This window comes from Tahibacter soli (assembly GCF_025717065.2).
GTDB lineage: Bacteria > Pseudomonadota > Gammaproteobacteria > Xanthomonadales > Rhodanobacteraceae > Tahibacter > Tahibacter soli.
Genome location: NZ_JAOVZO020000003.1, coordinates 251,319 through 274,710, shown reverse-complemented (window position 1 = coordinate 274,710; position 23,392 = coordinate 251,319). Strand labels below are relative to the sequence as shown.

The following is a 23,392-nucleotide window of genomic DNA, read 5'->3' as shown; positions in this document are numbered from 1 at the left end:
TACGTGGCCGGCGAAAGCCGGCTTTTTTAATGGGCGTATGTGGCCGGCGAAAGCCGGCTTTTTTGTCGAGTGAATGAAGTCGGCGAGAGCCGGCTTTTTTGTTGCCCGCACGCGGCCGACGACGGCCGGATGACCGACTGTCCGCGCGCCGGCGGCGATCATCTGTCGCCTCGCGCGGCTTCCAGCGCGTCGCGCTTCGCCTCGTCGAAGAACTTCTGCGCGTCGAGGCAGACCTGCCAGGTGCCCTCGCGGCCGATCGCGGAAATCACGTACCACGGCGCCTTCCACTTCAGTTTCTTGACGATCGCCTTCGCCGTTTTTTCGCGGTCTTCGGGCGTCAGCAGATCGCCCTTGTTCATGACGAGCCAGCGCGGGCGCGCGAGCAGCTCCGGATCGAACTTCTTCAGCTCGGCCTCGATCGCCCTGACCTGCTCGACCGGATCGGTCTCGCCGTCGAGCGGCGCCATGTCGACGAGATGCAGCAGAAGGCTCGTGCGCGCGACGTGCTTGAGAAACTGGATGCCGAGGCCGGCGCCGTCAGCGGCGCCTTCGATCAGGCCCGGAATGTCGGCGACGACGAAGCTCTGGTCGGTGTCAATACGCACGACGCCGAGATTCGGATGCAGCGTCGTGAACGGATAGTCGGCGACGCGCGGCGTCGCCGCCGACACCGCGCGGATGAACGTCGACTTGCCGGCGTTCGGAAAACCGAGCAGGCCCACGTCGGCCAGGAGCTTCAGTTCGAACTTGAGCTCGCGCGTATCGCCTTCGCGGCCCTGCGTCGCTTTGCGCGGCGCACGGTTCGTCGAGCTCTTGAAATGGATGTTGCCCAGGCCGCCGTCGCCGCCCTGCGCGACTTTCACGCGCTGGCCGTGCTCGGTCAGGTCGCCGATGACCTCGTCGGTGTCGACGTTGACGACCACGGTGCCGACCGGCACGCGGATCTCCAGGTCCTCGCCGTTCTTGCCGTGCATCTGGCGGCTCATGCCGTTCTCGCCGCGGCCGGCCTTGAAGTGGCGCTGATGGCGAAAATCGATGAGCGTGTTGAGGTTCTCGTCGGAGACGACGTAGATGCTGCCGCCCGCGCCGCCGTCGCCGCCGTCGGGGCCGCCGAACGGAATGAATTTCTCGCGCCGGAAGCTCGCGCAACCGTTGCCGCCGTTGCCGGCCTGCACCTGGATTTCAGCTTCGTCGACGAATTTCATGGCGTTGGGTTCTTTGGGCGGAAAGGAGAATGACGACGCGTTCGGACGGCAATCGGCCGTCGCGGAGGCAATTTGGGGCACTTCGCTCGTCATTCCAGCGAAAGCTGGAATCCAGCTTTTCGGCGCCGAAAGTAACTTCAAAGGCTGGATCCCAGCTTTCGCTGGGATGACGAGCAAGTAGCGAGCAGAAAAACGAGCGAAAAGACGAGCCTACAAACGAAAAGCCCCGCCGAAGCGGGGCTCTCGCGAAAGCTTGCGACGCTTGCGATCAGACCGGAACGACGCTGATCGTACGGCGGCTGTTCGGGCCCTTGACCGAGAACTCGACCTTGCCGTCGATGACGGCATAGATCGTGTGGTCGCGGCCGATGCCGACGCCGGTACCCGGATGGAACTGGGTGCCGCGCTGGCGGATGATGATGTTGCCGGCGTTGATGGCTTCGCCACCGTAGATCTTGACGCCGAGATACTTCGGGTTCGAATCGCGACCGTTGCGGCTCGAGCCTACGCCCTTCTTATGTGCCATGACTTGCTCCCAGGCTCAGCCGGCGTTGATGCCGGTGATCTCGACTTCGGTGAAATGCTGCCGGTGGCCGGTTTCCTTGCGGAAATGCTTGCGGCGACGGAACTTGACGATGCGGATCTTGTCGGCGCGGCCGTGCTTCTTGACGGTCGCGACGACGCCGGCGCCCGACACGAGCGGCGCACCGATGGTGATCTGATCGCCTTCGCCGACCAGGAGAACCTGATCGAACGTGATGCTGGAACCGACTTCCGCCGGCAGCAGTTCGACGCGGAGCGTTTCGCCCTGCATCACGCGGTACTGCTTGCCGCCGGTGACGATGACTGCGTACATGGATGATTCCTCTGTAGTTATTCTCAAAACCGCGGTGTTGCTGCGCCCCCCGGACACGGGAATACCCCGGCCGGAAAAAGGGCGCGGAAGAATAGCGGCTTCGCGGCCGATGGTCAAATACTGACCAGCGCATGCGGCCGCGTCGGCTTGGCATCGCCGCGATCGCCCCCAGTTTCCTGCGCGACCCCGGCAACGCCAATCAGGACAGAAAGTGTCCGCAACGCGGGGGCATAATACCCCGTTCAACTCCCCCAGCGACGGTCCATGGACACGATCCGCATCCGCGGTGCGCGCACGCACAATCTCAAGAACATCGATCTCGATCTGCCGCGCGACAGCCTGATCGTGATCACCGGGCTTTCGGGCTCGGGCAAGTCGTCGCTCGCGTTCGACACGATCTACGCCGAAGGCCAGCGCCGCTACGTCGAATCGCTGTCGGCGTACGCGCGGCAGTTCCTGTCCGTGATGGAAAAACCCGACGTCGACCACATCGAAGGCCTGTCGCCGGCGATTTCGATCGAACAGAAGTCGACGTCGCACAACCCGCGCTCGACGGTCGGCACGATCACCGAGATCTACGACTACCTGCGCCTGCTGTTCGCCCGCGTCGGCACGCCGCGCTGCCCGGACCACGGCATTCCGCTCGAAGCGCAGACCGTGAGCCAGATGGTCGACGCGACGCTCGCGCTCGATCCCGAACACCGCTACATGCTGCTCGCGCCGGTCATCCGCGAACGCAAGGGCGAGCACGTGCAGGTGTTCGAACAGCTGCGCGCGCAGGGCTTCGTGCGTGCGCGCGTCGACGGCACGGTGCACGAGCTCGACGCCGTGCCGCCGCTCGCGCTGCGACAGAAACACACGATCGAAGTCGTGATCGACCGCTTCCGCCCGAAGGCCGATCTCAAACAGCGGCTCGCCGAATCGTTCGAAACCGGCCTGCGCCTCGGCGACGGACTCGTGCTGGTCGCCGACATGGACGCGCCCGACACGCCCGAAACGCTGTACTCCTCGCGCTTCTCGTGCCCGATCTGCGACTACTCGCTGCCCGAACTCGAGCCGCGCCTGTTTTCGTTCAACTCGCCGATCGGCGCGTGCCCGAGCTGCGACGGCCTCGGCGTCAGCCAGTTCTTCGATCCGGCGCGCGTCGTCGTGCATCCCGAGCATTCGCTCGCAGCCGGCGCCGTGCGCGGCTGGGATCGCCGCAACGCCTACTACTTCCACATGATCCAGTCGCTGGCCAGGCACTACGGCTTCGACGTCGACGCGCGCTGGGACAAGCTGTCCAGCGCGATCCAGAAGGCCGTGCTGTTCGGATCGGGCGACGAGCAGATCCAGTTCAAGTACCTGTCGGACAGCGGCACGAACATGACGCGCAAGCACCGCTTCGAGGGGATCATTCCGAACCTCGAACGGCGCTACAAGGAAACCGAATCGCCGGCCGTGCGCGAAGAACTCGCGAAGTTCATCAGCTCGCGCCCGTGCCCGGACTGCGAAGGCCAGCGCCTGAACCGCTCGGCGCGCAACGTGTTCGTCGCCGACCGCAACCTCGCGTCGCTGTCGGCGCTGCCGATCGACCAGTCGCTCGCGTTCTTCAGCGCGCTCACGCTCGCCGGCTGGCGCGGCGAAATCGCGGCGAAGATCGTCAAGGAAATCCGCGAACGCCTGCGTTTTCTCGTCGACGTGGGCCTCGACTATCTCACGCTCGAACGCCAGGCCGATTCGCTGTCGGGCGGCGAGGCGCAGCGCATTCGTCTTGCGAGCCAGATCGGCGCGGGCCTCGTCGGCGTGATGTACGTGCTCGACGAACCGTCGATCGGCCTGCACCAGCGCGACAACGAACGCCTGCTGTCGACGCTCACGCGCCTGCGCGACCTCGGCAACACGGTGATCGTCGTCGAGCACGACGAGGACGCGATCCGCCTCGCCGACCACATCGTCGACATCGGCCCCGGTGCCGGCGTGCACGGCGGCGAAATCGTCGCGCAGGGCACGTTGAAGGACGTGCTCAAGAGTCCGCGCTCGCTGACCGCGCAATACCTCACCGGCAAGCGCCGCATCGCCGCGCCCAAGGAACGCCGCCGGCCCGATCCGGAACGCATGCTCAAGGTGCTCGGCGCGAAAGGCAACAACCTAAAAAATGTAGATCTGGAAATTCCGGCCGGCCTGTTCACCTGCATCACCGGCGTGTCGGGTTCGGGCAAGTCGACGCTGATCAACGACACGCTGTATCGCCACATCGCGGCGGAACTGAACGGCGCGAACGAAAAGCCGGCGCCGTTCCGCAAGGCCGAGGGACTCGACCTGTTCGACAAGGTGGTCGACATCGACCAGTCGCCGATCGGCCGCACGCCGCGCTCGAACCCGGCGACGTATACGGGCCTGTTCACGCCGCTGCGCGAGCTGTACGCGCAGGTGCCCGAATCTCGCGCGCGCGGCTACGGCGCCGGACGCTTCAGCTTCAACGTCAAGGGCGGGCGCTGCGAGGCGTGCGAGGGCGACGGCATGATCAAGGTCGAGATGCACTTCCTGCCCGACGTGTACGTGCCCTGCGACGTCTGCCACGGCAAGCGCTACAACCGCGAGACGCTCGAGATCACGTACAAGGGCCACACGATCTCCGACGTGCTGAACATGACGGTCGAAGACGCGAACAAGCTGTTCGAGAACGTGCCGACGCTCGCGCGCAAGCTCGAGACGCTGATGCACGTGGGCCTGTCGTACATCAAGCTCGGCCAGAGCGCGACGACGATCTCCGGCGGCGAGGCCCAGCGCGTGAAGCTGTCGCGCGAGTTGTCCAAGCGCGACACCGGCCGCACGCTCTACATCCTCGACGAACCGACCACCGGCCTGCACTTCCACGACATCGAGCAGCTGCTCGAAGTGCTGCACCGGTTGTCCGCGGACGGCAACACCGTCGTCGTGATCGAGCACAATCTCGACGTGATCAAGACCGCCGACTGGGTGATCGACCTCGGCCCCGAAGGCGGGCATCGCGGCGGCGAGATCATCGCGGTCGGCACGCCCGAAGAGGTCGCGAAGAATCCGCGCTCGCATACCGGCCAGTTCCTCGCGCGCCTGATGCCGCCCGAAAAGCCTGCCAAGGCCGCGAACGGGCGGAAGAAAGCCGCCGCCTAGTCTAGTGGCCTGTAACAGACAAATCGAAAGCAGCTCGCTCGTCCTGGCCGCACAGTACTTGCTGCTCACTCGGCCGATAGCGGGTGCTATCGGCCTCACTCCGCAGCGGCGTCCTGTACGACCAGTCCGTCGCGATCCCTCTTCCGATTCGTCTGCTACAGGCCACTAGTGATGATCGTGCGCGCCGGCTTCCGGCGCGCCGTCGCGCACGACGAATTCGGCGGCCACCTCGCCGCCGCCTTCGACGGTCAACGCGATCGTCGCCTTCGCGCCGGTCGCCATCGCCGCCGCCGGCTGCATCAGCATCAGATGCCGGCCGCCGGGCTCGAAGGTTTCCGTCGCGCCCGGCGCGATGTTGAGCGACGGCAGCGGCCTCATCTTCGCGACGCCGTCCTCGACCACGCTCGCATGCATGCTCACGTCGCCGAACGCGGCGCTGGTCGCCCCCGTCACGACGATCGGCGCGTCGCCGGCGTTGGTCAGCTTCGCGTAGCCTGCGAGCATGCGCGCGCCCGGCGGCGCGGCGCGTATCCACGCATCGTCGACGACGAGCCTGCCGGCGGCGAACGCCGGGAACGCGGCCAATGAAACGATCAGCAGAACGCAACGGCGCAGCATCTTGAGTCTCCGGTTTTGTCGCTATGATAGCCGTCGCTCGCCTCGACCCGGCCGCGACATCGCGTCGCAGCCGAACAATGTATACCCCTGGAGTCTTCCATGCTCGACCTGATTCGCCACGACGCCATTCTCGAGCTGCGCATGGCGCGGCCGCCGGTCAACGCGCTCGACGCCGGCCTGATCCGCGCGCTGCGCGCCGCGGTCGAGAACGCGCCGAAGGAAGGCGCGCGCGGCGTGATCCTGTCCGGCCGCAGCGGCCTGTTCTCGGGTGGCCTCGACGTGCCGTCGCTGCTCGCGCTCGACCGCGCGCAGATGCGCGAGGTCTGGATCGACTTCTTCGGCCTGCTGGGCGCGCTCGCGTGTTCGCCGATTCCGACCGTCGCGTCGATCGCCGGCCACAGTCCGGCCGGCGGCGCCGTGCTGTCGATCTTCTGCGACTACCGCGTGATGGCGCGCGGCGCGTATCGCATCGGCCTCAACGAAGTGCAGGTCGGCCTCGTCGTACCCGGCGTGATCCAGGCCGCGCTGCGCCGCCTCGTCGGCACGTATCGCGCCGAGCGGCTGATGGTGGCCGGCGCGATGATCGATTCCGAGCAGGCGCTGGCGATCGGCATGGTCGACGAACTGGTCGACGTCGACCACGTCACCACGCGCGCGCAGGCATGGCTCGGCGAAATCCTCGCGCTGCCGCCGCAGGCGATGGCCGGCACCCGCGCGCTCGCGCGGGCCGATCTCACCGCGCTGTTCGCCGACGCGAGCAAGCTCGGCGTCGACGAATTCGTCGACGGCTGGTTCGGCGACGAATCGCAGCGCGTGCTGCAGGCGCTCGTCGCGAAACTGAAAGCCAAGGGCGGCTGATCCGGATGTCGCTCGCCGCGCCGCCGCGGCGCGGCGCGACGAAATCCGCGCGGATTTTTCAGGGCGTCGCGCAGCGCGCGACGGGCCGGTCCGGATCGGCGATCCAGCCGCTCCACGACGGCGCGAAGATGCGCGAACCGCCGAGGCCGGCATGTTCCATCGCCAGCAGGTTGTGGCACGCCGTAACGCCCGAGCCGCACGAATGCACGACCTGCTCGCTCGCGTAGTCGCCGAGCACGGCGACGAATTCCTCGCGCAGGTCGTGTGCGCTCTTGAAGCGCCCTTCCGCGTCGATGTTGTCGAGAAACGGCCGGTTGCGCGCGCCCGGGATGTGGCCCGCGACCGGATCGATCGGCTCCACCTCGCCGCGATAGCGCGGCGCGCCGCGCGCGTCGATCAGCAGAAGGCTGCGATCGGCGAGGCCCTGCTTGAGTTCGTCGACGTAGACCACCTGCGACAGGTCGAACCCGAGATCGACGTCCCATGCCGCCTCCATCGGCGCCTCGACGCTGAGCGGCAGGCACGCCGCTTCCCACGCCGCGAATCCGCCGTCGAGCACCGCCGCTTCGCGATGGCCGACCAGGCGCAGCATCCACCACAGGCGCGCGGCGGTCGAACCGTTCGCGTCGTCGTACGCGATCACCTGCTTGTCCGGCGTCCAGCCCCAGCGCGTGAGCTGCCGCGCGAAGGCGTCGGCGTCGGGCAGCGGGTGGCGTCCGAGGCCGGTCTTGGTCAGGTCGGAAAGATCGCGCTCCAGATGCGCGTAGCGCGCGTTCGGCAGGTGCGCGGCGTGCCACGCGCGCTCGCCCTTGCCGGGGTCGGACAGCTCGAAGCGGCAGTCGACGATCAGAAGGTTCTCGTTGCCGCAGCAGCTCGCAAGATCCTGCGGCGAAATCAGCGTTGTGTAATTCATCGCAAAATTCCCATGCGTCGCAACAGATTCACCAGCATCGCCGCGGTCGCGCCCCAGATGCGGCGGCCGTCGTAGCCGTATTCGAAGATTTCGCGGCGCCGCCCGCGCCAGTCGATTTCGCTGCGCAGCAGATTGGCGCGGTCGAGCAGGAATTCCAGCGGCACCTCGAACACTTCGGCCACCTCGCGCGGGTCGGGCGACAAGCGATAGCCACCGTCGACCTCGGCCACGACCGGCGTCACGCCGAAGCCGCTGATCGTCTCGAAGCAGTCGAGAAAGCCAATCGGCCGCACGAGCGCGCGGTCGATGCCGGTTTCCTCTTCGGTTTCGCGCAGCGCCGCGGCGATCGGCCCGTCGTCGTCGGCCTCGATGCGACCGCCGGGAAAGCTCACCTGCCCCGCGTGCGTGCGCATCGCGTCGGTGCGGCGCGTAAACAGCACCGAGCGCGCGTCGCCGCGCGCGACGATCGGCACGAGCACCGCGGCCGGCGTGCGCAGCGGCGAGTCGAGGAGATCCGCAAGCTCGGCGTGATTCCATCCCGGCAGCGACGGCGGGTCGTCGAGCGGACGCAGTGCGGCGACGAGCGGCGGCGCCGTGGAATCGCCGCTCATGCGCGCTTGCGCTCCCGTTCGGGCAGCACCTCGTCCATGATGCGCAGGCGCTCGACGTCGCTCATCGTGCGCCACGCGGCGATTTCCGCGCCGGTGCGGTGACAGCCCTCGCAATAGCCGTCGGCGTCGAGCGCGCATACGCCGATACAGGGAGTCAGGACGACGGGAGACTGCCGGTTTGAGAACATGATCGTAGGAATGGACGACACAGGTTGCTAGATTACCGCAACCCAAGCTGATGAACGGATGAGCATGCTCGCACTTGCCACCCGCGTGGTCAGCGACTACGGCAAGGTTCTCGCGCAGGTTTCCCCGGGCGTGTACGGCCTGCCCGAATCGCTGCTGCCGTATCCGAAGGAACGCATCCGCGAAGCGCTGCGCTTTTTGCTCCAGAACGTCGTACAGGAACATCCCGAACTGCGCGAGGGCCTGGCTCGCGGCTATGTATACCTTGCGCAATTTGTCGCAGACGACGACGCGCAGACGATCGCACGCGGCGCGGCGAGCGCGACCGGCCAGTCGCCGGACGACGGCGACGCGGAACCCGCCATGCGCCTGATCAACCGCATCAAGGCCGAGATGGAACAGGCGTTGAACGAACTCGCCGGCGTCGCCGGCGAATAGAACGGCGCGAGACCAGGCTCGCGCCGTTCGGCAGAACGTCGGACCGCGATTACGGGAACGTCGACTTGAAATAGGCGATCCAGTCGAGCACTTCCGGCGTGATGCGGCGGATGCCGTTCGGGAAGTCGTCGGACGCCGAGCAGGTGGTGCACGTTTGCGTGCTCACGATGCCGACGACGACGTCGCTGCTGCCGCCCCACACGTCGGTGTAGACGGCCGAACCCGAATGGCCGCCGGAGAGGTCGCACGCGGTCGAGTAGCGCGCGTTCCAGCCGTCGGCGTCGGGCGAGTTGAAGCTGCCGATCTCGCAGTTGTTCGTATCCTGGTACGCCCAGCCCTGCACGCACGAGGCCGGCGCGCCGCCGAGACCGCACGCGGGATAGCCGCGGTTGAAGCAGCGGCCCGAACCGGCGTCGTCGCACAGATCGCGCAGGTTCGCGATGCTGGTGGCGACGTAGCCGAGCCAGCCCGTCGTGTCGCCCGGCGCGTCTTCGAGCACCATGATGCCGTAGTCGTCGCGCCAGCTCGTGCTGGTGCGATAAGCCGCGGGCGTGAAGAACCAGATGCCGGCGTGTTCGCCGTACGGCTCGCAGGTCGCGTTGTTGCACGTGCCTTCGCGGCCCGGGCGGAACAGTCCGCCGATCGTCCAGGTTTCGCTGTCGCGGTCGTACAGGCAGTGCGCCGCGGTCAGCACGTGGCGGCGGCCGATCAGCGTGCCCGAGCAGCCGCTCGTTTCGCCGCCGGCGATCTGTCCCATCGCGCGGAACGGGAACGTCGTGTTGTCGGTGCGGCGCGTGCGGGTGTCGACGCCGTCGCTCCAGCCCTTCGCGCCGGCGACGTCGTCTTCCTTCGCGGCGACCGCCGTGCCCTGGCTGCTGCCGGTGAGACCCGCGCGCAGCGCCTCCTGGTACAGCTTGTGCGACACCTCGCGCGGCACTTCCAGACGGTAGCTGTAGCCGGTCTTCGCGTTGACCGCGATCCAGCCTTCGGATTGCGCCGCGGCCTTGTCGTCGGCCCCGGCCGCCGGCGCGACGTCGCGCGCCGACGCCGTGCCGGCGGTGTCGCTGCGATCGACGTTGACGACGCCGGCCCAGCGCCAGATCTGCGTGCCGGCGCCGTCCTTGGCGACGGTCGCAACGTGCAGATCCTGCCCGAGCAGCGGCTGCGCGAGCGTGCCCGGTGCGGCCTGCACCGACGCGATCGAAGCGAGGGAGAAGAAGATCGGCGCGATCGCGCCGTACAAGCGAGCAAGTTTCATGATCGTTTCCTTTCGATGTTGGGCGTCGGTGCGCCGCGACGCCGGGCGGGAATGTTTCGCAACATGCGGCGCGAGGATTCGATCGCGGGCGGTGCCTGCGCCGGCGCGGCCCGCTTCTCGTCGCTGCAACCCGTTAGTCGCGGACTGCGGGAAAAACCCGCCAGTTGGGAAAAATATTTTTTGTGATCCCCGTACGCGGCGTTCTCCGTACGTCCGGTTGCGGGGTGCGACAACCTCGCGGCACGGGGAGCGACCCGCTGCCGCGGCGGGATTCGCGACCGCTTTGCGACCAGGACCGTAGACCGCCCCGGCACATTGCCGCGGCGGCATTACCCGAGGGACACCGCGATGAACCTTCATCAACTGCTGCACGGAACGCTGCTCGGCACGACGCTGATCTTCGGCGTCGCGGACGCCGCGACGATCGCCCAAAACCACGCCTACGCGCTGCGCATGGACCGTACGACCGCCGCGAACCCGCGGGCGACGCTCACGCGCGACGACGGCGCCTTCGTCTATCCCGGCATCGCGTTCGAACGGCGCAACTGCCGTACCGGCGTCGATGCCACGCCGCTGCCGGAACAGGCCCAGCTGTGGTTTCTGTCCGTGACGGCGCAGCCGCGCCCCGGCGAACTGCGCATTCCCACGCGCGGCGGCAACGGCTGCACGCTGGTCGGCGCGTTCGATTTCCACAGCAACGACGAACCGCCGATCATGCCGCCGCCGGGACCGCCGGGCCAAGGCACGCTCAATGCGTATCCGACCGCGAACCTCGTCGCGAGCGGCCCGCTCGCGATCGGCGGCGCTTCGTTCGCCTGGGCCGACGACATTGCCGTGGTCGGCCCGCAGGGCGGCGAGCCGAACGGTCACGGCGCGTGCCGGTTCGCGTTCTCGTACGGCGTCGCGAACCTCGGTTCGGCGGCATCAACGATGACGCTCAACCGTCTGTCGCTGGAAACCGCGAGCGGCACGTTCGTCCACGACCACAAGCAGCCCGCGCTGGAACCCGCGGCCGATACGCAGTTCCAGTTCGACATGACGCTGCCGCCGGGCTTGTCGGTGCTGACGCTCGAGGTGGACCAGCCGGACATCGTCCCCGAGGGCGCCGGTTCCAACACCTACGAGATCCCGATTCAGCTGACCGGGCCGTGCAACTGACCCGCGGCGTTCATTCGCGCGGCAGTTCGGCGGCGAGCGCGCGCGTGCGGGCGTCGTCGGCGCCGTAGGCTTTCAGGCGGATCGCGTGCGCGCGGCGCAGGAGGTCCTGCGCCTCGCGCGCGTGTTCGGGCGCGCGCAGGCTCGCGCGCAGCGCGACGAGCGTGTCGGCGATGCGCGGATCGTCGGCGTTGAAACGCAGTTCGAAAATTCGTACCGATTCGCGCAGCGCCGTCTGCGCGTCGACGTTGCGGCCCTGCTTGTCGAGCACGATGCCGAGCTGGCGCAGATCGATGCCGACGTATTCGTGCTCCGCGCCGTACTGCTCGCGCTGCGCCGCCAGCGCCTCGCGGTATTGCCGTTCGGCACCGGCGAGGTCGCCGCGCTTCTCGAGCACGCTGCCGAGATTGAACACGGCCGACGAGCGCCAGGTATGGTCCGGCGCATACAGCGCGAGCGCTTCGCGGTAATAGCGCTCGGCATCGTCGATGCGGCCGGCGCTCTCGACGACCCAGCCGAGGTCGCTCAGGTTCATCGCGACCGCCGGATGCTTCTCGCCGAGCGCCTTGCGGCGCACCGCGAGCGAGCGCAGCAGCAGCGCCTCGGCTTCGTCGGGCCGGCCGCGCGCTTTGAGCACGCGCGCGAGATTGTTCATCAAAGTTGCGGTGTACACATGTTCTTCGCCGCGCGTCTGCACGAGGTCGGCGAGCGCCTCGCGGTACAGCGCCTCGGCCTCGTCGTGGCGGCCGAGGCTGCGCTTGAGATCCGCGAGCGCCGACAGGCCGTTGGCGATCACCGTGTGACCGGCCGGCAGCAGTTGCCGGTTCAAGGCGACGGCCTGCGTCAACAGCGGCTCGGCGCCGCGATAGTCGCCGCGCACGCGCAGGTTGTCGCCGAGCCAGTACAGCGTTTCGGCGACGTCGCGATGGCGCTCGCCGTACAGCGCGATGCGCCGCGCGAGCGCATCGCGCAGCAGCGGCTCGGCGTTCGCGTAGTCGGCGCGCATCTGCGCGAGCATGCCGCGGTCGTTCAGCGCCGCGGCGATGTCGGCGTCGGCGCCGGCGTCGCGGTACAGCGCTTCGGCCTCGCGCAGCAGCGCATCCGATTCGTCGAAGCGGCCGAGCGTGATCGTCATGCGGCCGAGCCCGCGGATCGCCGCCGCGCGCGCGATCGCCGGCACCTGCGCGTTCGCCTCGGCGATCTGCCGCGCACGCGCGAACAGCGGTTCGGCGCGGTCGTAGCTGCCCAGCTGCCGATAGGTTTCGCCGACCGTCGTCAGCAGTTCGACCTGCACCTCGGGCTGCGCCCGGACTTCCGCCTCGATCGCCTGCCAGCCGAAATCGACGAGCTCGCGCGCGCTCAGCTCCTTGCCGGCGCCGCGTTCGGGGTCGGCGCCCTCGAACAGGCGCAGCACGAGCGTCTTGACCTCGCGCGCCTTGCGCGCCTCGGTCTGCGCAAGGTCGCGCTGCCGCGCGATCTCGCGCGCCTGCAGCGTGGCGGCGAGCGCGTAGGCCGCGGTCAGCGCGAACACGACGGCAGCGCCCGCGACCGCCCAGGCATGGCGGCGCACGAAGCGCGCCGCGCGATAGCCCAGCGTTTCGGGCCGAGCGCGTACCGGCAGGTGATGCTGCCAGCGGTGCAGGTCGTCGATGAGATCGCGCGTCGATGCGTAGCGCCGCTGCGGTTCCTTGCGCAGCGCCTTCATCACGATGAGATCGAGATCGCCGCGCAGGCGGCGCGCGAGTGCCGCGGGCGCAAGATCGCCGATCTTCGCGGCGATCTGCGGCGGGCTCGCCGCGGCGACCGCGCTCGGCAACGGCGGATCGTCGAGACAGATCGCGCGTTCGAGCGACGCGGCCGTGACGTCGGCCGGCTGCTGCGCGCGCTGGCCGCAGACGAGTTCGTACAACAGCAGGCCGAGCTGATAGACGTCCGAACGCGCATCGCTCGCCGCGCCGCGAATCTGCTCGGGCGTCGCGTAGTCCGGCGTGAACAGGCGCGCCGCGGTGTGCTGCGTGCGCTCGGCCGGCGCGTCGTGCCCGATCACCTTGGCGATGCCGAAGTCGAGCAGCTTGACCGCACCGTCGGCGGTCACGGCGACGTTCGACGGCTTCAGGTCGCGATGCACGACGCGGCGCGCGTGCGCATGGTCGAGCGCCTCGGCGACCTGAACGAAGAGCGCGAGGCGCGCATCGAGATCCAGGCGCCGCTCGTCGCACCAGTCGTCGATGCGCAGGCCGTCGACGTATTCCATGACGAGATACGGCCGGCCGTCGGGCAGCCGCCCGCCGTCGAGCAGATGCGCGATGCCGGGATGATTGAGCGACGCGAGAATCTGCCGCTCGCGCTCGAAGTGCGCGAAAAACCCCGGCGTCGCGACGTCGGCGCGAATCAGCTTGAGCGCGGCGCGCTGCGCGAAGCCGCCGTCCTCGCGCGCCGCTTCGAACACGGCGCCCATGCCGCCGCTGCCGACCTTGCGCACGAGCCGCCACGGGCCGACGCGCAAACCCGCCTCGCCGTCGGCGTCGGACGCGCCCAGCGCCGACCACGCGGCGCGACGATCGATCTGCGCCGGGTCGAGCCACGCGGCCGAGCGTTCGGCGAACGCGATCAGCTCGACGAGGTCGGCGTGCACGGCCGGTTCGTCGCGTTCGAGCTGCGCGAGGAAAGCCGCGCGCGATGCGGCATCGAGATCGAGCGCGGCGTCGAGCAGCGCATCGAGCCTCGCATCGCGCGAGCCGGGCGATTCCATCAGTTCAGCGCTTTGTGCAGCCAGGCGCGCGCGCGCATCCAGTCGCGCTGCACGCTGCGCAGCGACGTGTTCATCGCCTGCGCGGTTTCCTCTTCGGTCATGCCGGCGAAGAAGCGGCATTCGACGACGCGGCTCAGGCGTTCGTTGACGCGGTTGAGCTGCTCGAGCGCCGCGTCGACCGACAGGAGCAGCGCGCTCTGCTCGTCGCTCGCGGCCATGTCCGGATCGAGGCTTTCGGCGGCGACGCCGCCGCCGCGCTTGGCGGCCTGCCGCTTGCGCGCGAAGTCCACCATGATGCGACGCATCGTGCGTGCGCAGATCGCGAAGAAGTGGCCGCGGTCCTGCCACGGCACGCCGGTCTCGTCGATCAGCTGGAAGTACGCCTCCTGCACGAGCGCGCCGGTGTCGAGCGTCGCGTCGCGATAGCCGCGGGCGAGCTGGCGCCGCGCGATCGCGCACAAACGGTCGTAGACGAGCGGGATCAGGCGGTCGAACGCCGCGCGGTCGCCCTCGTGATGCGTGCGCAACAGCTGCGTGATGTCGTCGTTCATGCCGCGGCATTGTGTACCGATCGGCGAACGGCATCAATTTGCGCGTGCGCAAAAAGAAAAAGCCGCGCGATGCGCGGCTTTTTCCCTTCTGCATAACTGCAGTAAGCGATCGGTGCTTACTTCGCTTCGATCAGCTTGATCTCGAACACCAGCGCCTCGTTCGGACCGATGCGCGGCGGCTGGCCGCGGTCGGCGTACGCGAGTTCCGGCGGAACGAAGATCTGCCAGTGGTCGCCGACGCGCATCAGCGGCAGCGCTTCCTGCCAGCCCTTGATCACCGAGTTGACCTTGAATGTCACCGGTTCGCCGCGGGCGAACGAGCTGTCGAACTCGAGACCGCTCGTGAGCGAGCCGCGGTAGTGCACCTTGACCTCGCTGTTGATCGTCGCGCGCGGACCCGTGCCTTCTTCGATCACGCGGTACTGCAGGCCCGACTGCGTCGTGACGATGCCCTTCTTGGCCTTGTTCTCGGCCAGGAACTTCGTGCTCTTGGCCTTGTTCTCGCCGGCGAGCTTGTCGAACTCGGCCTTCGCCTCGGTCATCATCTTCTGCTGCATCTTGCCGAGGACTTCGCGCATCACCTCTTCGGAGATCGCCGAATTCTTCTTCGTGTAGCCGTCCTGCATCGCGCGGATGATCGTGTTGATGTCCACGTCCATCTTGCGCTCGACGAAATCGCTACCGATCTGGTAGCCGATCGCATAGCTCAGCTTGCCCTTCTCGGTCGTGGTGTCCTGTGCGGCCGCCGTACCGGCCACGAGCAGCGCCGCCGCGCCAATAGACCAACGCAAATTCATGCTAATCCTCCAAAGGAAACAGCGCGGGAGCGACCAGCGATCGTCGCGGCCGCAAAAGGTTGAACATGATAGCGGAGCCCGCCGGGACCGGCCACAACCGCCATACCTCAAGGCCCGCCGAAGGGTGCGGGGCCGAACCTGAACGACAACGGAGCGCCGTGCGTGGCGAAAGTTCCCGCGCGGCCCACGAACGCGCCGCTCAAGCCCGGTAAGATCGCATGCTTTGCAAAGGAGCCCTGCGATGGACTACTCGACTCTCCTCATCGCCGATCGCGGCGCGGTCCGCACGATCACGATCAACCGCCCCGACAAGCTGAACGCGCTGAACGGCGCGACCCTGAACGAGCTTGCCCACGCCTTCGAATCCGCACGCGCCGATACCTCGGTCCGCGTGATCGTGCTGGCCGGCGCCGGCGAGAAGGCGTTCGTCGCCGGCGCCGACATCGGCGAACTCGCGCGTCTGAGCCCGGTCGAGGCGCAGGCGTTCTCGCGCCTCGGTCAGCGCTTCATGCGCGGCGTCGAACGCCTCGGCAAGCCCGTGATCGCACGCATCCAGGGCTTCGCGCTCGGCGGCGGCATGGAGCTGGCGATGAGCTGCCACCTGCGCGTCGCGAGCGAGAAGGCGCGTTTCGGTCAGCCGGAAATCAACCTCGGCGTGATTCCGGGCTTCGGCGGCACGCAGCGCCTCGCACGCCTGGCCGGCCGCAGCGCGGCGCTGGAGCTGTGCCTGACCGGTGCGCAGATCGACGCGGCCCGCGCCTACGCGCTCGGCGCCGTCACGCGCGTGGTGCCGCCCGACGAGCTCGACGCCGAAGTCGACGCGCTCGCCGACCAGCTCGCCGCCGCCGCGCCGCACGCGCTCGCCGGCATTCTCGACGCCGTGCTGATCGGCGAGGACTGCGCGCTCGACCAGGCGCTCGACTACGAGACCCAGACGTTCGCGCTGTGCTGCTCGACCGACGACATGCGCGAGGGTACGAAGGCGTTTCTCGAGCGCCGCAAGCCGACGTTCGCGGGCCGCTGAACCCGGGCGCGCCGCGTCACATTATTTCACCGAAGTGACACAACGGTGGTCGCGCGGAGCCAGTGAAATCAATCACTTGCTCTGCGCGACCGCGTACGGATGACGGCCGAAAACCGGGTTTGTCATCTGACTGAAACAAAACTCCCACGCGACTGAAACATGGCGCGCGTACAAAGCGCTGCGAATCAGTTTCCATCGCCAAAGGAGTCACCGTGTCCACTTCCTTCACGACGCGTATCGCGTTCGCCGGCATCGCAGCGCTCGCCGCCGTGTCGGCGCAGGCCGCCGACATCACCGGCGCCGGCGCTACCTTCGTTTATCCGATCCTGTCCAAGTGGTCGGCCGACTACAGCACGAAGACCGGCAACAAGATCAACTACCAGTCGATCGGCTCGGGCGGCGGCATCGCGCAGATCAAGGCCGGCACGGTCGATTTCGGTTCTTCCGACAAGCCGCTCGACCCGAAGGAACTCAACGAAGCCGGCCTCGGCCAGTTCCCGTCGGTCATCGGCGGCGTGGTGCCGGTCGTCAATCTGCAGGGCGTCGCCGGCGGCAAGATCACGTTCACCGGCCCGCTGCTCGCCGACATCTTCCTCGGCAAGATCACGAAGTGGAACGACCCGGCGATCGCCGCGGTCAACGCCGGCCTCGCGCTGCCGGACGGCCTGATCACCGTCGTGCATCGCTCGGACGGTTCGGGCACGACGTTCAACTGGGTCAACTATCTGTCCAAGGTTTCGCCGGCGTGGAAGGAAAAAGTCGGCGAAGGCACCTCCGTGCAGTGGCCGGTCGGCGTCGGCGGCAAGGGCAACGAAGGCGTCGCCGCGTACGTCAAGCAGATCCCGGGCTCGATCGGCTACGTCGAACTCGCCTACGCGCTGCAGAACAAGATGACCTACGGCGCGATGCAGAACGCCGCCGGCAAGGTCGTGCAGCCGAGCCGCGAATCGTTCCAGGCCGCCGCCGCGAGCGCCGACTGGACGAAGGCGCAGGACTTCTACCTGATCATCACGAACGCGCCGGGCGACGCTTCCTGGCCGATCGCCGCGACCAACTTCATCCTGATGTACAAGCAGCCGAAGGACGCGGCGCGCAGCAAGGCCGCGCTCGACTTCTTCAAGTGGGCGTTCGAACAGGGCAAGACCCAGGCCGAACAGCTCGACTACGTGCCGCTGCCGGACGATCTCGTCAAGCAGATCGAGGCCTACTGGCAGGCGCAGATCAAAACCGGTTGATCGAAACCACGCGGTGCGGCCTTCGGGCCGCACCGTGCTTTCGGCTCGTCGTATCGCCCCGCCCCGTGCAACCACCGACGACGCTCGCCGCGCGACGTCCCAGGCCAATGAATCCGCATGAGCACTGAACACGCTTTGCCGGCCGGCGCGATCGCGCAGCGTCCGGACGCTCTCGCGTCGCGCTCGCAGCGCGACCTTTCCGCCGATCGCGCGTTCCGCTGGCTCGTGACCGGCGCCGGCATCTTCGTTCTCGTTTCGCTGTTCGCCGCCGCGCTGTCGATGCTGTGGGGCGGACGCGCCGCTTTCTCCACGTTTGGCATCGACTTCCTGACGACGACCGACTGGGACGCCGTCGGCAAGAAATTCGGCGCGCTCGTGCCGATCTACGGCACGCTCGTCACCGCCGCCATCGCGATGATCATCGCCGTGCCGGTCAGCTTCGGCATCGCACTGTTCCTGACCGAAGTCGCGCCGCCGTGGCTGCGCACGCCGGTCGCGTCGGCGATCGAACTCCTCGCCGGCATCCCGTCGATCATCTACGGCATGTGGGGCCTGTTCGTGTTCGTGCCGGTGATGTCGACGACCGTCATTCCGTTTCTCACGACGCACCTCGGCCCGCTGCCGATCTTCGGGCCGCTGTTCCAGGGGCCGCCGCTCGGCATCGGCATGCTCACCGCCGGTATCGTGCTCGCGATCATGGTCATTCCGTTCATCTCGTCGGTCATGCGCGAGGTGTTCCTCACCGTGCCGACGCGCCTGAAGGAATCGGCCTACGCGCTCGGTTCGACGACATGGGAAGTGGCCTGGAACGTCGTGCTGCCCTACACGCGCTCGGCGGTGATCGGCGGCATCTTCCTGGGCCTCGGCCGCGCGCTCGGCGAAACGATGGCGGTGACGTTCGTGCTCGGCAACGCGCATCACCTCACGGCCTCGCTGCTGATGCCGGGCAACTCGATCGCCGCGACGATCGCCAACGAATTCTCCGAAGCCGACTCCGACATCTACGTCTCGTCGCTGATCGCGCTCGGCTTCCTGCTGTTCATCGTCACGTTCGTCGTGCTCGCCATCGCCAAGCTCATGCTGATGCGCCTGTCGCGCCGGGAGGGCAACTGATGAGCGCCGTTCCCAACGCCGCGGCGAAGGCCGCCGTCGCCGAAAGCCTGTATCGCCGTCGCCGTCTCATGAACCATCTCGCGCTCGGCCTCGCCAGCGCGGCAACGCTGTTCGGTCTGTTCTGGCTCGTGTGGATCCTGTGGACGACGCTGCTCAACGGCATCTCCGCGCTGGCGCCGTCGCTGTTCTACGAAATGACGCCGCCGCCGGGCGAAACCGGCGGTCTGGCGAACGCGTTCTTCGGCAGCATCGTGATGAGCCTCCTCGCCATCGCGATGGGCACGCCGATCGGCATCCTCGCCGGCACGTTCCTCGCCGAATATTCGCGCCGATCGTGGCTCGGCGAAACGATCCGCTTCATCAACGACATCCTGCTGTCGGCGCCGTCGATCGTGCTGGGCCTGTTCGTCTACACGCTGCTGGTCAAGCCGATGGGCCATTTCTCCGGCTTCGCCGGCGCGGTGACGCTCGCGTTCATCGTGCTGCCGGTGGTCGTGCGCACGACCGACGAAATGCTGAAGCTCGTACCGAGCCAGATGCGCGAAGCGGCGCTGTCGCTCGGCATTCCGCAGTGGAAGGTCACGGTGCAGGTGCTGTACCGCTCGGCGCTGCCGGGCATCGTCACCGGCGTGCTGCTGGCGCTCGCGCGCATCAGCGGCGAAACCGCGCCGCTGCTCTTCACCGCGCTCAACAACCAGTTCTGGAGCCACGACCTCGCCGCGCCGATGGCCAGCGTGCCGGTGGTGGTGTTCCAGTACGCCATGAGCCCGTACGACTCGTGGCATTCGCTCGCCTGGGCCGGCGCCTTCATGGTCACCGTGTTCGTCCTCGCCATCAGCCTCATCGCACGCGCCATCGTGGCGCGCCGGAAGGTAGCCAATGACTAATCTCAATCTCGCCGTCGCCACGTCGCTCAACGTCACCACGGCGACGCAGAGCCAGACCTCGTCCGCCAAGATCGTCGCGCGCAATCTCAATTTCTACTACGACGGCTACCATGCGCTGAAGAACATCAACATGGAGATTCCCGAGAAGCGCGTCACCGCGATCATCGGGCCGTCCGGCTGCGGCAAGTCGACGCTGCTGCGCATCTTCAACCGCATCTATTCGATCTATCCGAAACTCGAAGCCAAGGGCGAAGTGCTGCTCGAAGGCGAGAACATCCTCGACGCGCGCTACCCGCTCAACCGCCTGCGCTCGAAGGTCGGCATGGTGTTCCAGAAGCCGGTGCCGTTTCCGATGTCGATCTACGACAACATCGCCTACGGCATCAAGCACTACGAAAAGCTCTCGCGCGCCGACATGGACGTGCGCGTCGAGCAGGCGCTCGTGCAGGCGGCGATCTGGGACGAAGTGAAGGACAAGCTCAAGGGCAGCGCGCTGGGTCTCTCCGGCGGCCAGCAGCAGCGCCTGTGCATCGCGCGCGCGATCGCGCTGCGTCCCGAGGTGATCCTGTTCGACGAACCGACGTCCGCGCTTGACCCGATCGCGACGGTGAAGATCGAACAGCTCGTCGAAGAGCTCAAGAAGGATTTCACGATCGCGATCGTCACCCACAACATGCAGCAGGCTGCGCGCTGCTCGGACTACACCGCGTTCATGTATCTGGGCGAACTGATCGAGTTCGGCGAGACCGAAACGATGTTCACGCGACCGAGCAATTCGCAGACCGAAGCCTACATCACCGGCCGGTTCGGCTGAGGAAGAGAATCGTCATGACCGACCCGCATATCGGCCAGGAACACATCAGCAAGAGCTACGACGCGGAACTCGCGCGCCTGATCGAAGAGATCCTGCGCATGGGCAAGATCGCCGCCGACCAGCTCGCCAGTGCGTCCGAGGCCGTCGAAGAACGCAACAGCGAACTCGCCGCGCGCGTCGTCGAACGCGACGGCACGCTCGACGCGATCGAACACGACGTCAGCCACGACGTGCTGCGCCTGCTCGCTTTGCGCCAGCCGATCGCGCGCGACCTGCGCGAAGTGCTCGCCGCGCTGCGCATCGCCGCCGACATCGAACGCATCGGCGACTACGCCGCGAACGTCGCCAAGCGCGGCATCGCGCTGAACCAGGCGGCGCCCGTGCCGTCGGCCGCGGCGCTGCCGCGTCTGGCGCAGGTCGCCGGCGAAATGCTCGAGGACGTGCTCACGGCCTATCGCAACCGCGACTCGGCCGCCGCGCACGAAGTGTGGGAGCGCGACGAGCAGCTCGACACGCTCTACACCGCGCTGTTCCGCGAACTGCTCACGTACATGATGGAAGATCCGCGCAACATCACGCCGTGCGCGCACCTGCTGTTCATGGCCAAGAACATCGAGCGCATCGGCGACCACGCGACCAACATCGCCGAGAACGTGTACTTCCTCGTGCACGGCGAAACGCTGGTCGAGGCGCGCCGCAAGGGCGATCTCACGAGCGCGATGACCAAGCCGTAGTCGTACGTGATCCGGCGCCTTGCCCGTGACGCAAGGCGCTGGACGACGTTCAGGCGCCGGCTTATCGTCGCGGCTTTGGTCCAGCCCCGAAGGTCAGCCCGCATGCGCATGCTCCGTTTCGCCGCGCTCCCCGTCGTATTCGCGCTCGCCGCGTGCCAGCCGGCCGTCAAGCCGGACAAGCCTGCCGCCGCCGCCCTCGCCTATCCCGCCTCGCGCACGGTCGACCAGGTCGACACGTACCACGGCGTGCAGGTAGCCGATCCGTATCGCTGGCTCGAAGACATCGATTCGGCCGACACGAAGGCCTGGATCGAGGCGCAGAACAAAGTCACTTTTGACTATCTGGGACAAATTCCGGGCCGCGAGCGCATCGCCGCGCGCCTGACCGAAATCTGGAACTTCGCACGCTGGGGCGCGCCGTTCCGCGAAGGCAAGCAGTGGTTCTGGTTCAAGAACAACGGCCTGCAGAACCAGTCGGTGCTCTACGTCGCCGACCGCCCCGACAGCGACGGCCGCGTGCTGCTCGATCCGAACACCCTGTCGGCCGACGGTACCGTGGCGCTCAAGAGCGTCGAGTTCAGCGCCGACGGCCGCTGGATGGCCTACGGCCTTTCTTCGGGCGGTTCGGACTGGGAAGAATGGCACGTGCTCGACGTCGCCAGCGGCAAGCCGACCGACGATGTGGTCAAGTGGGTGAAATTCGCCGGCGTCGCCTGGAGCCGCGACGGCAAGGGCTTCTGGTACGGGCGCTACGCCGAGCCGGCCGGCGAGAACGCCCTGAAGGCGAAGAACGAATTCCAGAAGCTGTACTGGCACAAGCTCGGCACACCGCAGTCGGCCGACGTGCTCGTGCACGAGCAGCGCGACCAGCCCGACTGGATGTTCTCGCCGCAGGTGACCGAAGACGGCCGCTATCTCGTCGTGAGCGTCGCGCGCAGCACCGAGGACAAGAATCTCGTGCTGTACCGCGACCTGCGCAATCCGAAGAGCAAACTGCGCGAGCTCGTCGGCGAGTGGCGCAACGACTACGGCTTTCTCGGCAACGTCGGCACGAAGTTCTATTTCCGCAGCGACGACGGCGCGTCGAACTACCGCGTCATCGCGATCGACGTCGCCAGACCCGACCGCAAGCACTGGAAGACGATCGTCCCGGAAAGCGAGCATCTCCTGCAGTCGGCCAAGCTCGTCGGCGGCCAGGTCGTCGTCTCGACGCTCGAGAACGCGCACACCGCGATGCGCCGCTACACGCTCGACGGCAAGCCCAAGGGCGAGGTCGCACTGCCCGGCCTCGGCAGCGCGAGCACGATCACCGGTCACGCGAGCGACAAGGTCGGTTTCTACCTGTATACGAGCTACACCGAACCGACCTCGATCTACCAATACGATTTCGACACCGACAAGAGCACGCTGCTGCACGCGCCGACGCTCGCGTTCGACGGCTCCCAGTACGAAACCGTGCAGGTGTTCTACCGCAGCAAGGACGGCACGCGCGTGCCGATGTTCATCACGCGCAAGAAGGGCCTCGCGCTCGACGGTGCGAACCCGACGATCCTCTACGGCTACGGCGGCTTCAACGTGCCGATGACGCCGCAGTTCTCGGCGTCGGTCGCAGGCTGGCTCGACCTCGGCGGCGTCTACGCGGTGGCCAACCTGCGCGGCGGCAGCGAGTACGGCAACGCCTGGCACGAAGGCGGCATGAAGCTCAACAAGCAGAACGTGTTCGACGACTTCATCGCCGCCGCCGAGTATCTCATTGCTGAAAAATATACGACGCCGCAACGCCTCGCGATTCGCGGCGGTTCGAACGGCGGCCTGCTGGTCGGCGCGGTCGAACTGCAGCGCCCGGATCTGTTCGCCGCGGCGGTACCCGCCGTCGGCGTGCTCGACATGCTGCGCTTCCGCGAGTTCACGATCGGCAAGGCGTGGGAATCCGACTTCGGTTCGGTGCTCGACGCGGCCGAGTTCAAGGCGATCCATGCGTATTCGCCGCTGCACAACGTCAAGCGCGGCGTGAACTATCCGGCCACGCTGATCACCACCGGCGATCACGACGATCGCGTGTTTCCGGCGCACAGCTTCAAGTTCGCCGCGGCGATGCAGGCGGCGAATCCGACCGGCAAGCCTCAGCTGATCCGCATCGACGTGCGCGCGGGCCACGGCCAGGGCAAGCCGACGACGAAGCAGATCGCCGAAACGGCCGACGTCTACGCGTTCATTCTCAAGGCGTTCGGGCTCGCGCAGTAACGCGCGAC

20 protein-coding genes and 1 pseudogene are annotated in these 23,392 nt (G+C 67.4%); 11 read left to right on the top strand and 10 right to left on the bottom strand.

Features of this window, described 5'->3' with window-relative positions; genetic code table 11:
• Positions 1-158: 158 nt before the first annotated feature.
• The 3 genes from cgtA to rplU form a co-directional block, all read right to left on the bottom strand.
• Positions 159-1,205, bottom strand: a complete 1,047-nt coding sequence (gene cgtA, locus OD750_RS03570) for an Obg family GTPase CgtA (RefSeq protein ID WP_263542836.1) — start codon at positions 1,203-1,205, stop codon at positions 159-161.
• A 268-nt stretch (positions 1,206-1,473) separates the two neighbouring features.
• A complete protein-coding gene (gene rpmA, locus OD750_RS03565; protein WP_263542835.1) occupies positions 1,474-1,731 on the bottom strand; it encodes a 50S ribosomal protein L27 in 258 nt (85 codons plus the stop codon).
• Positions 1,732-1,746: 15 nt separating this feature from the next.
• Positions 1,747-2,061, bottom strand: a complete 315-nt coding sequence (gene rplU / locus OD750_RS03560) for a 50S ribosomal protein L21 (RefSeq protein ID WP_263542834.1) — start codon at positions 2,059-2,061, stop codon at positions 1,747-1,749.
• A gap of 264 nt (positions 2,062-2,325) precedes the next feature.
• On the opposite strand from rplU, the gene uvrA reads away from it, so the two are divergent.
• Positions 2,326-5,196 carry an excinuclease ABC subunit UvrA gene (gene uvrA / locus OD750_RS03555; RefSeq protein ID WP_263542833.1) on the top strand — a complete coding sequence of 957 codons (2,871 nt, stop codon included), beginning with the start codon at positions 2,326-2,328 and terminating at the stop codon, positions 5,194-5,196.
• A gap of 165 nt (positions 5,197-5,361) precedes the next feature.
• On the opposite strand, the gene OD750_RS03550 is transcribed toward uvrA, so the two are convergent.
• Positions 5,362-5,814: a copper chaperone PCu(A)C gene (locus OD750_RS03550; RefSeq protein WP_263542832.1), complete on the bottom strand. Its 453-nt coding sequence runs from the start codon at positions 5,812-5,814 to the stop codon at positions 5,362-5,364.
• Positions 5,815-5,913: 99 nt separating this feature from the next.
• Between OD750_RS03550 and OD750_RS03545 the strand changes: the two genes are divergently transcribed.
• Positions 5,914-6,672, top strand: a complete 759-nt coding sequence (locus OD750_RS03545) for an enoyl-CoA hydratase/isomerase family protein (RefSeq protein ID WP_263542831.1) — start codon at positions 5,914-5,916, stop codon at positions 6,670-6,672.
• 58 nt (positions 6,673-6,730) lie between these two features.
• On the opposite strand, the gene OD750_RS03540 is transcribed toward OD750_RS03545, so the two are convergent.
• The gene (locus OD750_RS03540; protein WP_263542830.1) at positions 6,731-7,585 is read right to left on the bottom strand and encodes a sulfurtransferase; all 855 of its coding nucleotides are present in this window, start codon (positions 7,583-7,585) and stop codon (positions 6,731-6,733) included.
• Positions 7,582-8,384, bottom strand: a pseudogene (locus OD750_RS03535) (CoA pyrophosphatase). Before OD750_RS03535 ends, OD750_RS03540 begins: the two are co-directional and overlap by 4 nt.
• A 64-nt stretch (positions 8,385-8,448) precedes the next feature.
• Here OD750_RS03535 and OD750_RS03530 point away from each other — a divergent pair.
• Positions 8,449-8,820: a hypothetical protein gene (locus OD750_RS03530; RefSeq protein ID WP_263542829.1), complete on the top strand. Its 372-nt coding sequence runs from the start codon at positions 8,449-8,451 to the stop codon at positions 8,818-8,820.
• Positions 8,821-8,869: 49 nt separating this feature from the next.
• Here the strand turns inward: OD750_RS03530 and OD750_RS03525 are convergent, their stop codons facing one another.
• Complete coding sequence (locus tag OD750_RS03525) at positions 8,870-10,078, bottom strand: trypsin-like serine peptidase (protein ID WP_263542828.1); 1,209 nt, start codon at positions 10,076-10,078, stop codon at positions 8,870-8,872.
• 348 nt (positions 10,079-10,426) lie between these two features.
• Here OD750_RS03525 and OD750_RS03520 point away from each other — a divergent pair, with 348 nt between their 5' ends.
• Positions 10,427-11,236, top strand: coding sequence for a hypothetical protein (locus OD750_RS03520; RefSeq protein ID WP_263542827.1), 810 nt, complete (start codon positions 10,427-10,429; stop codon positions 11,234-11,236).
• A gap of 10 nt (positions 11,237-11,246) precedes the next feature.
• Here OD750_RS03520 and OD750_RS03515 read toward each other — a convergent pair whose 3' ends face one another.
• The 3 genes from OD750_RS03515 to bamJ all read right to left on the bottom strand — a co-directional run bounded on the left by OD750_RS03515 (position 11,247) and on the right by bamJ (position 15,333).
• The gene (locus OD750_RS03515; RefSeq protein ID WP_263542826.1) at positions 11,247-13,985 is read right to left on the bottom strand and encodes a serine/threonine-protein kinase; all 2,739 of its coding nucleotides are present in this window, start codon (positions 13,983-13,985) and stop codon (positions 11,247-11,249) included.
• Entirely contained in the window at positions 13,985-14,536 is a 552-nt protein-coding gene (locus OD750_RS03510) for an ECF-type sigma factor (RefSeq protein ID WP_263542825.1), read from the bottom strand. The genes OD750_RS03515 and OD750_RS03510 overlap by 1 nt, the downstream gene beginning before the upstream one ends.
• Before the next feature lie 116 nt (positions 14,537-14,652).
• On the bottom strand, positions 14,653-15,333 hold the full coding sequence (bamJ, locus tag OD750_RS03505) for a BamJ family beta-barrel-assembly machinery protein (protein WP_263542824.1): 681 nt from the start codon (positions 15,331-15,333) through the stop codon (positions 14,653-14,655).
• Positions 15,334-15,574: 241 nt separating this feature from the next.
• Between bamJ and OD750_RS03500 the strand changes: the two genes are divergently transcribed.
• The 7 genes from OD750_RS03500 (at position 15,575) to OD750_RS03470 (ending at position 23,384) form a co-directional block, all read left to right on the top strand.
• Positions 15,575-16,357: an enoyl-CoA hydratase/isomerase family protein gene (locus OD750_RS03500; protein WP_263542823.1), complete on the top strand. Its 783-nt coding sequence runs from the start codon at positions 15,575-15,577 to the stop codon at positions 16,355-16,357.
• A gap of 194 nt (positions 16,358-16,551) precedes the next feature.
• Entirely contained in the window at positions 16,552-17,592 is a 1,041-nt protein-coding gene (pstS, locus tag OD750_RS03495; RefSeq protein WP_425508215.1) for a phosphate ABC transporter substrate-binding protein PstS, read from the top strand.
• 135 nt (positions 17,593-17,727) lie between these two features.
• Positions 17,728-18,705 (top strand): phosphate ABC transporter permease subunit PstC, encoded by a 978-nt coding sequence (pstC, locus tag OD750_RS03490; protein ID WP_425508214.1) that lies wholly within the window; start codon positions 17,728-17,730, stop codon positions 18,703-18,705.
• A complete protein-coding gene (gene pstA / locus OD750_RS03485) occupies positions 18,705-19,592 on the top strand; it encodes a phosphate ABC transporter permease PstA (protein ID WP_263542820.1) in 888 nt (295 codons plus the stop codon). The genes pstC and pstA overlap by 1 nt, the downstream gene beginning before the upstream one ends.
• Positions 19,585-20,406, top strand: a complete 822-nt coding sequence (gene pstB / locus OD750_RS03480; protein ID WP_263542819.1) for a phosphate ABC transporter ATP-binding protein PstB — start codon at positions 19,585-19,587, stop codon at positions 20,404-20,406. The genes pstA and pstB overlap by 8 nt, the downstream gene beginning before the upstream one ends.
• 14 nt (positions 20,407-20,420) lie before the next feature.
• Positions 20,421-21,140: a phosphate signaling complex protein PhoU gene (gene phoU / locus OD750_RS03475; RefSeq protein ID WP_263542818.1), complete on the top strand. Its 720-nt coding sequence runs from the start codon at positions 20,421-20,423 to the stop codon at positions 21,138-21,140.
• A 102-nt stretch (positions 21,141-21,242) separates the two neighbouring features.
• Positions 21,243-23,384, top strand: a complete 2,142-nt coding sequence (locus OD750_RS03470; RefSeq protein WP_263542817.1) for a prolyl oligopeptidase family serine peptidase — start codon at positions 21,243-21,245, stop codon at positions 23,382-23,384.
• The last annotated feature ends 8 nt before the right edge of the window (positions 23,385-23,392 follow it).

Bases quoted from the DNA above. Each gene is read 5' to 3' on its own strand.
- uvrA (WP_263542833.1), top strand. From the start codon at position 2,326: ATGGACACGATCCGCATCCGCGGTGCGCGCACGCACAATCTCAAGAAC.
- OD750_RS03530 (WP_263542829.1), top strand. From the start codon at position 8,449: ATGCTCGCACTTGCCACCCGCGTGGTCAGCGACTACGGCAAGGTTCTC.
- rplU (WP_263542834.1), bottom strand. From the start codon at position 2,061: ATGTACGCAGTCATCGTCACCGGCGGCAAGCAGTACCGCGTGATGCAG.
- OD750_RS03550 (WP_263542832.1), bottom strand. From the start codon at position 5,814: ATGCTGCGCCGTTGCGTTCTGCTGATCGTTTCATTGGCCGCGTTCCCG.
- OD750_RS03515 (WP_263542826.1), bottom strand. From the start codon at position 13,985: ATGGAATCGCCCGGCTCGCGCGATGCGAGGCTCGATGCGCTGCTCGAC.
- rpmA (WP_263542835.1), bottom strand. From the start codon at position 1,731: ATGGCACATAAGAAGGGCGTAGGCTCGAGCCGCAACGGTCGCGATTCG.
- phoU (WP_263542818.1), top strand. From the start codon at position 20,421: ATGACCGACCCGCATATCGGCCAGGAACACATCAGCAAGAGCTACGAC.
- bamJ (WP_263542824.1), bottom strand. From the start codon at position 15,333: ATGAATTTGCGTTGGTCTATTGGCGCGGCGGCGCTGCTCGTGGCCGGT.
- OD750_RS03470 (WP_263542817.1), top strand. From the start codon at position 21,243: ATGCGCATGCTCCGTTTCGCCGCGCTCCCCGTCGTATTCGCGCTCGCC.
- OD750_RS03520 (WP_263542827.1), top strand. From the start codon at position 10,427: ATGAACCTTCATCAACTGCTGCACGGAACGCTGCTCGGCACGACGCTG.
- OD750_RS03500 (WP_263542823.1), top strand. From the start codon at position 15,575: ATGGACTACTCGACTCTCCTCATCGCCGATCGCGGCGCGGTCCGCACG.
- OD750_RS03540 (WP_263542830.1), bottom strand. From the start codon at position 7,585: ATGAATTACACAACGCTGATTTCGCCGCAGGATCTTGCGAGCTGCTGC.
- OD750_RS03510 (WP_263542825.1), bottom strand. From the start codon at position 14,536: ATGAACGACGACATCACGCAGCTGTTGCGCACGCATCACGAGGGCGAC.
- pstA (WP_263542820.1), top strand. From the start codon at position 18,705: ATGAGCGCCGTTCCCAACGCCGCGGCGAAGGCCGCCGTCGCCGAAAGC.
- OD750_RS03545 (WP_263542831.1), top strand. From the start codon at position 5,914: ATGCTCGACCTGATTCGCCACGACGCCATTCTCGAGCTGCGCATGGCG.
- OD750_RS03525 (WP_263542828.1), bottom strand. From the start codon at position 10,078: ATGAAACTTGCTCGCTTGTACGGCGCGATCGCGCCGATCTTCTTCTCC.
- cgtA (WP_263542836.1), bottom strand. From the start codon at position 1,205: ATGAAATTCGTCGACGAAGCTGAAATCCAGGTGCAGGCCGGCAACGGC.
- pstB (WP_263542819.1), top strand. From the start codon at position 19,585: ATGACTAATCTCAATCTCGCCGTCGCCACGTCGCTCAACGTCACCACG.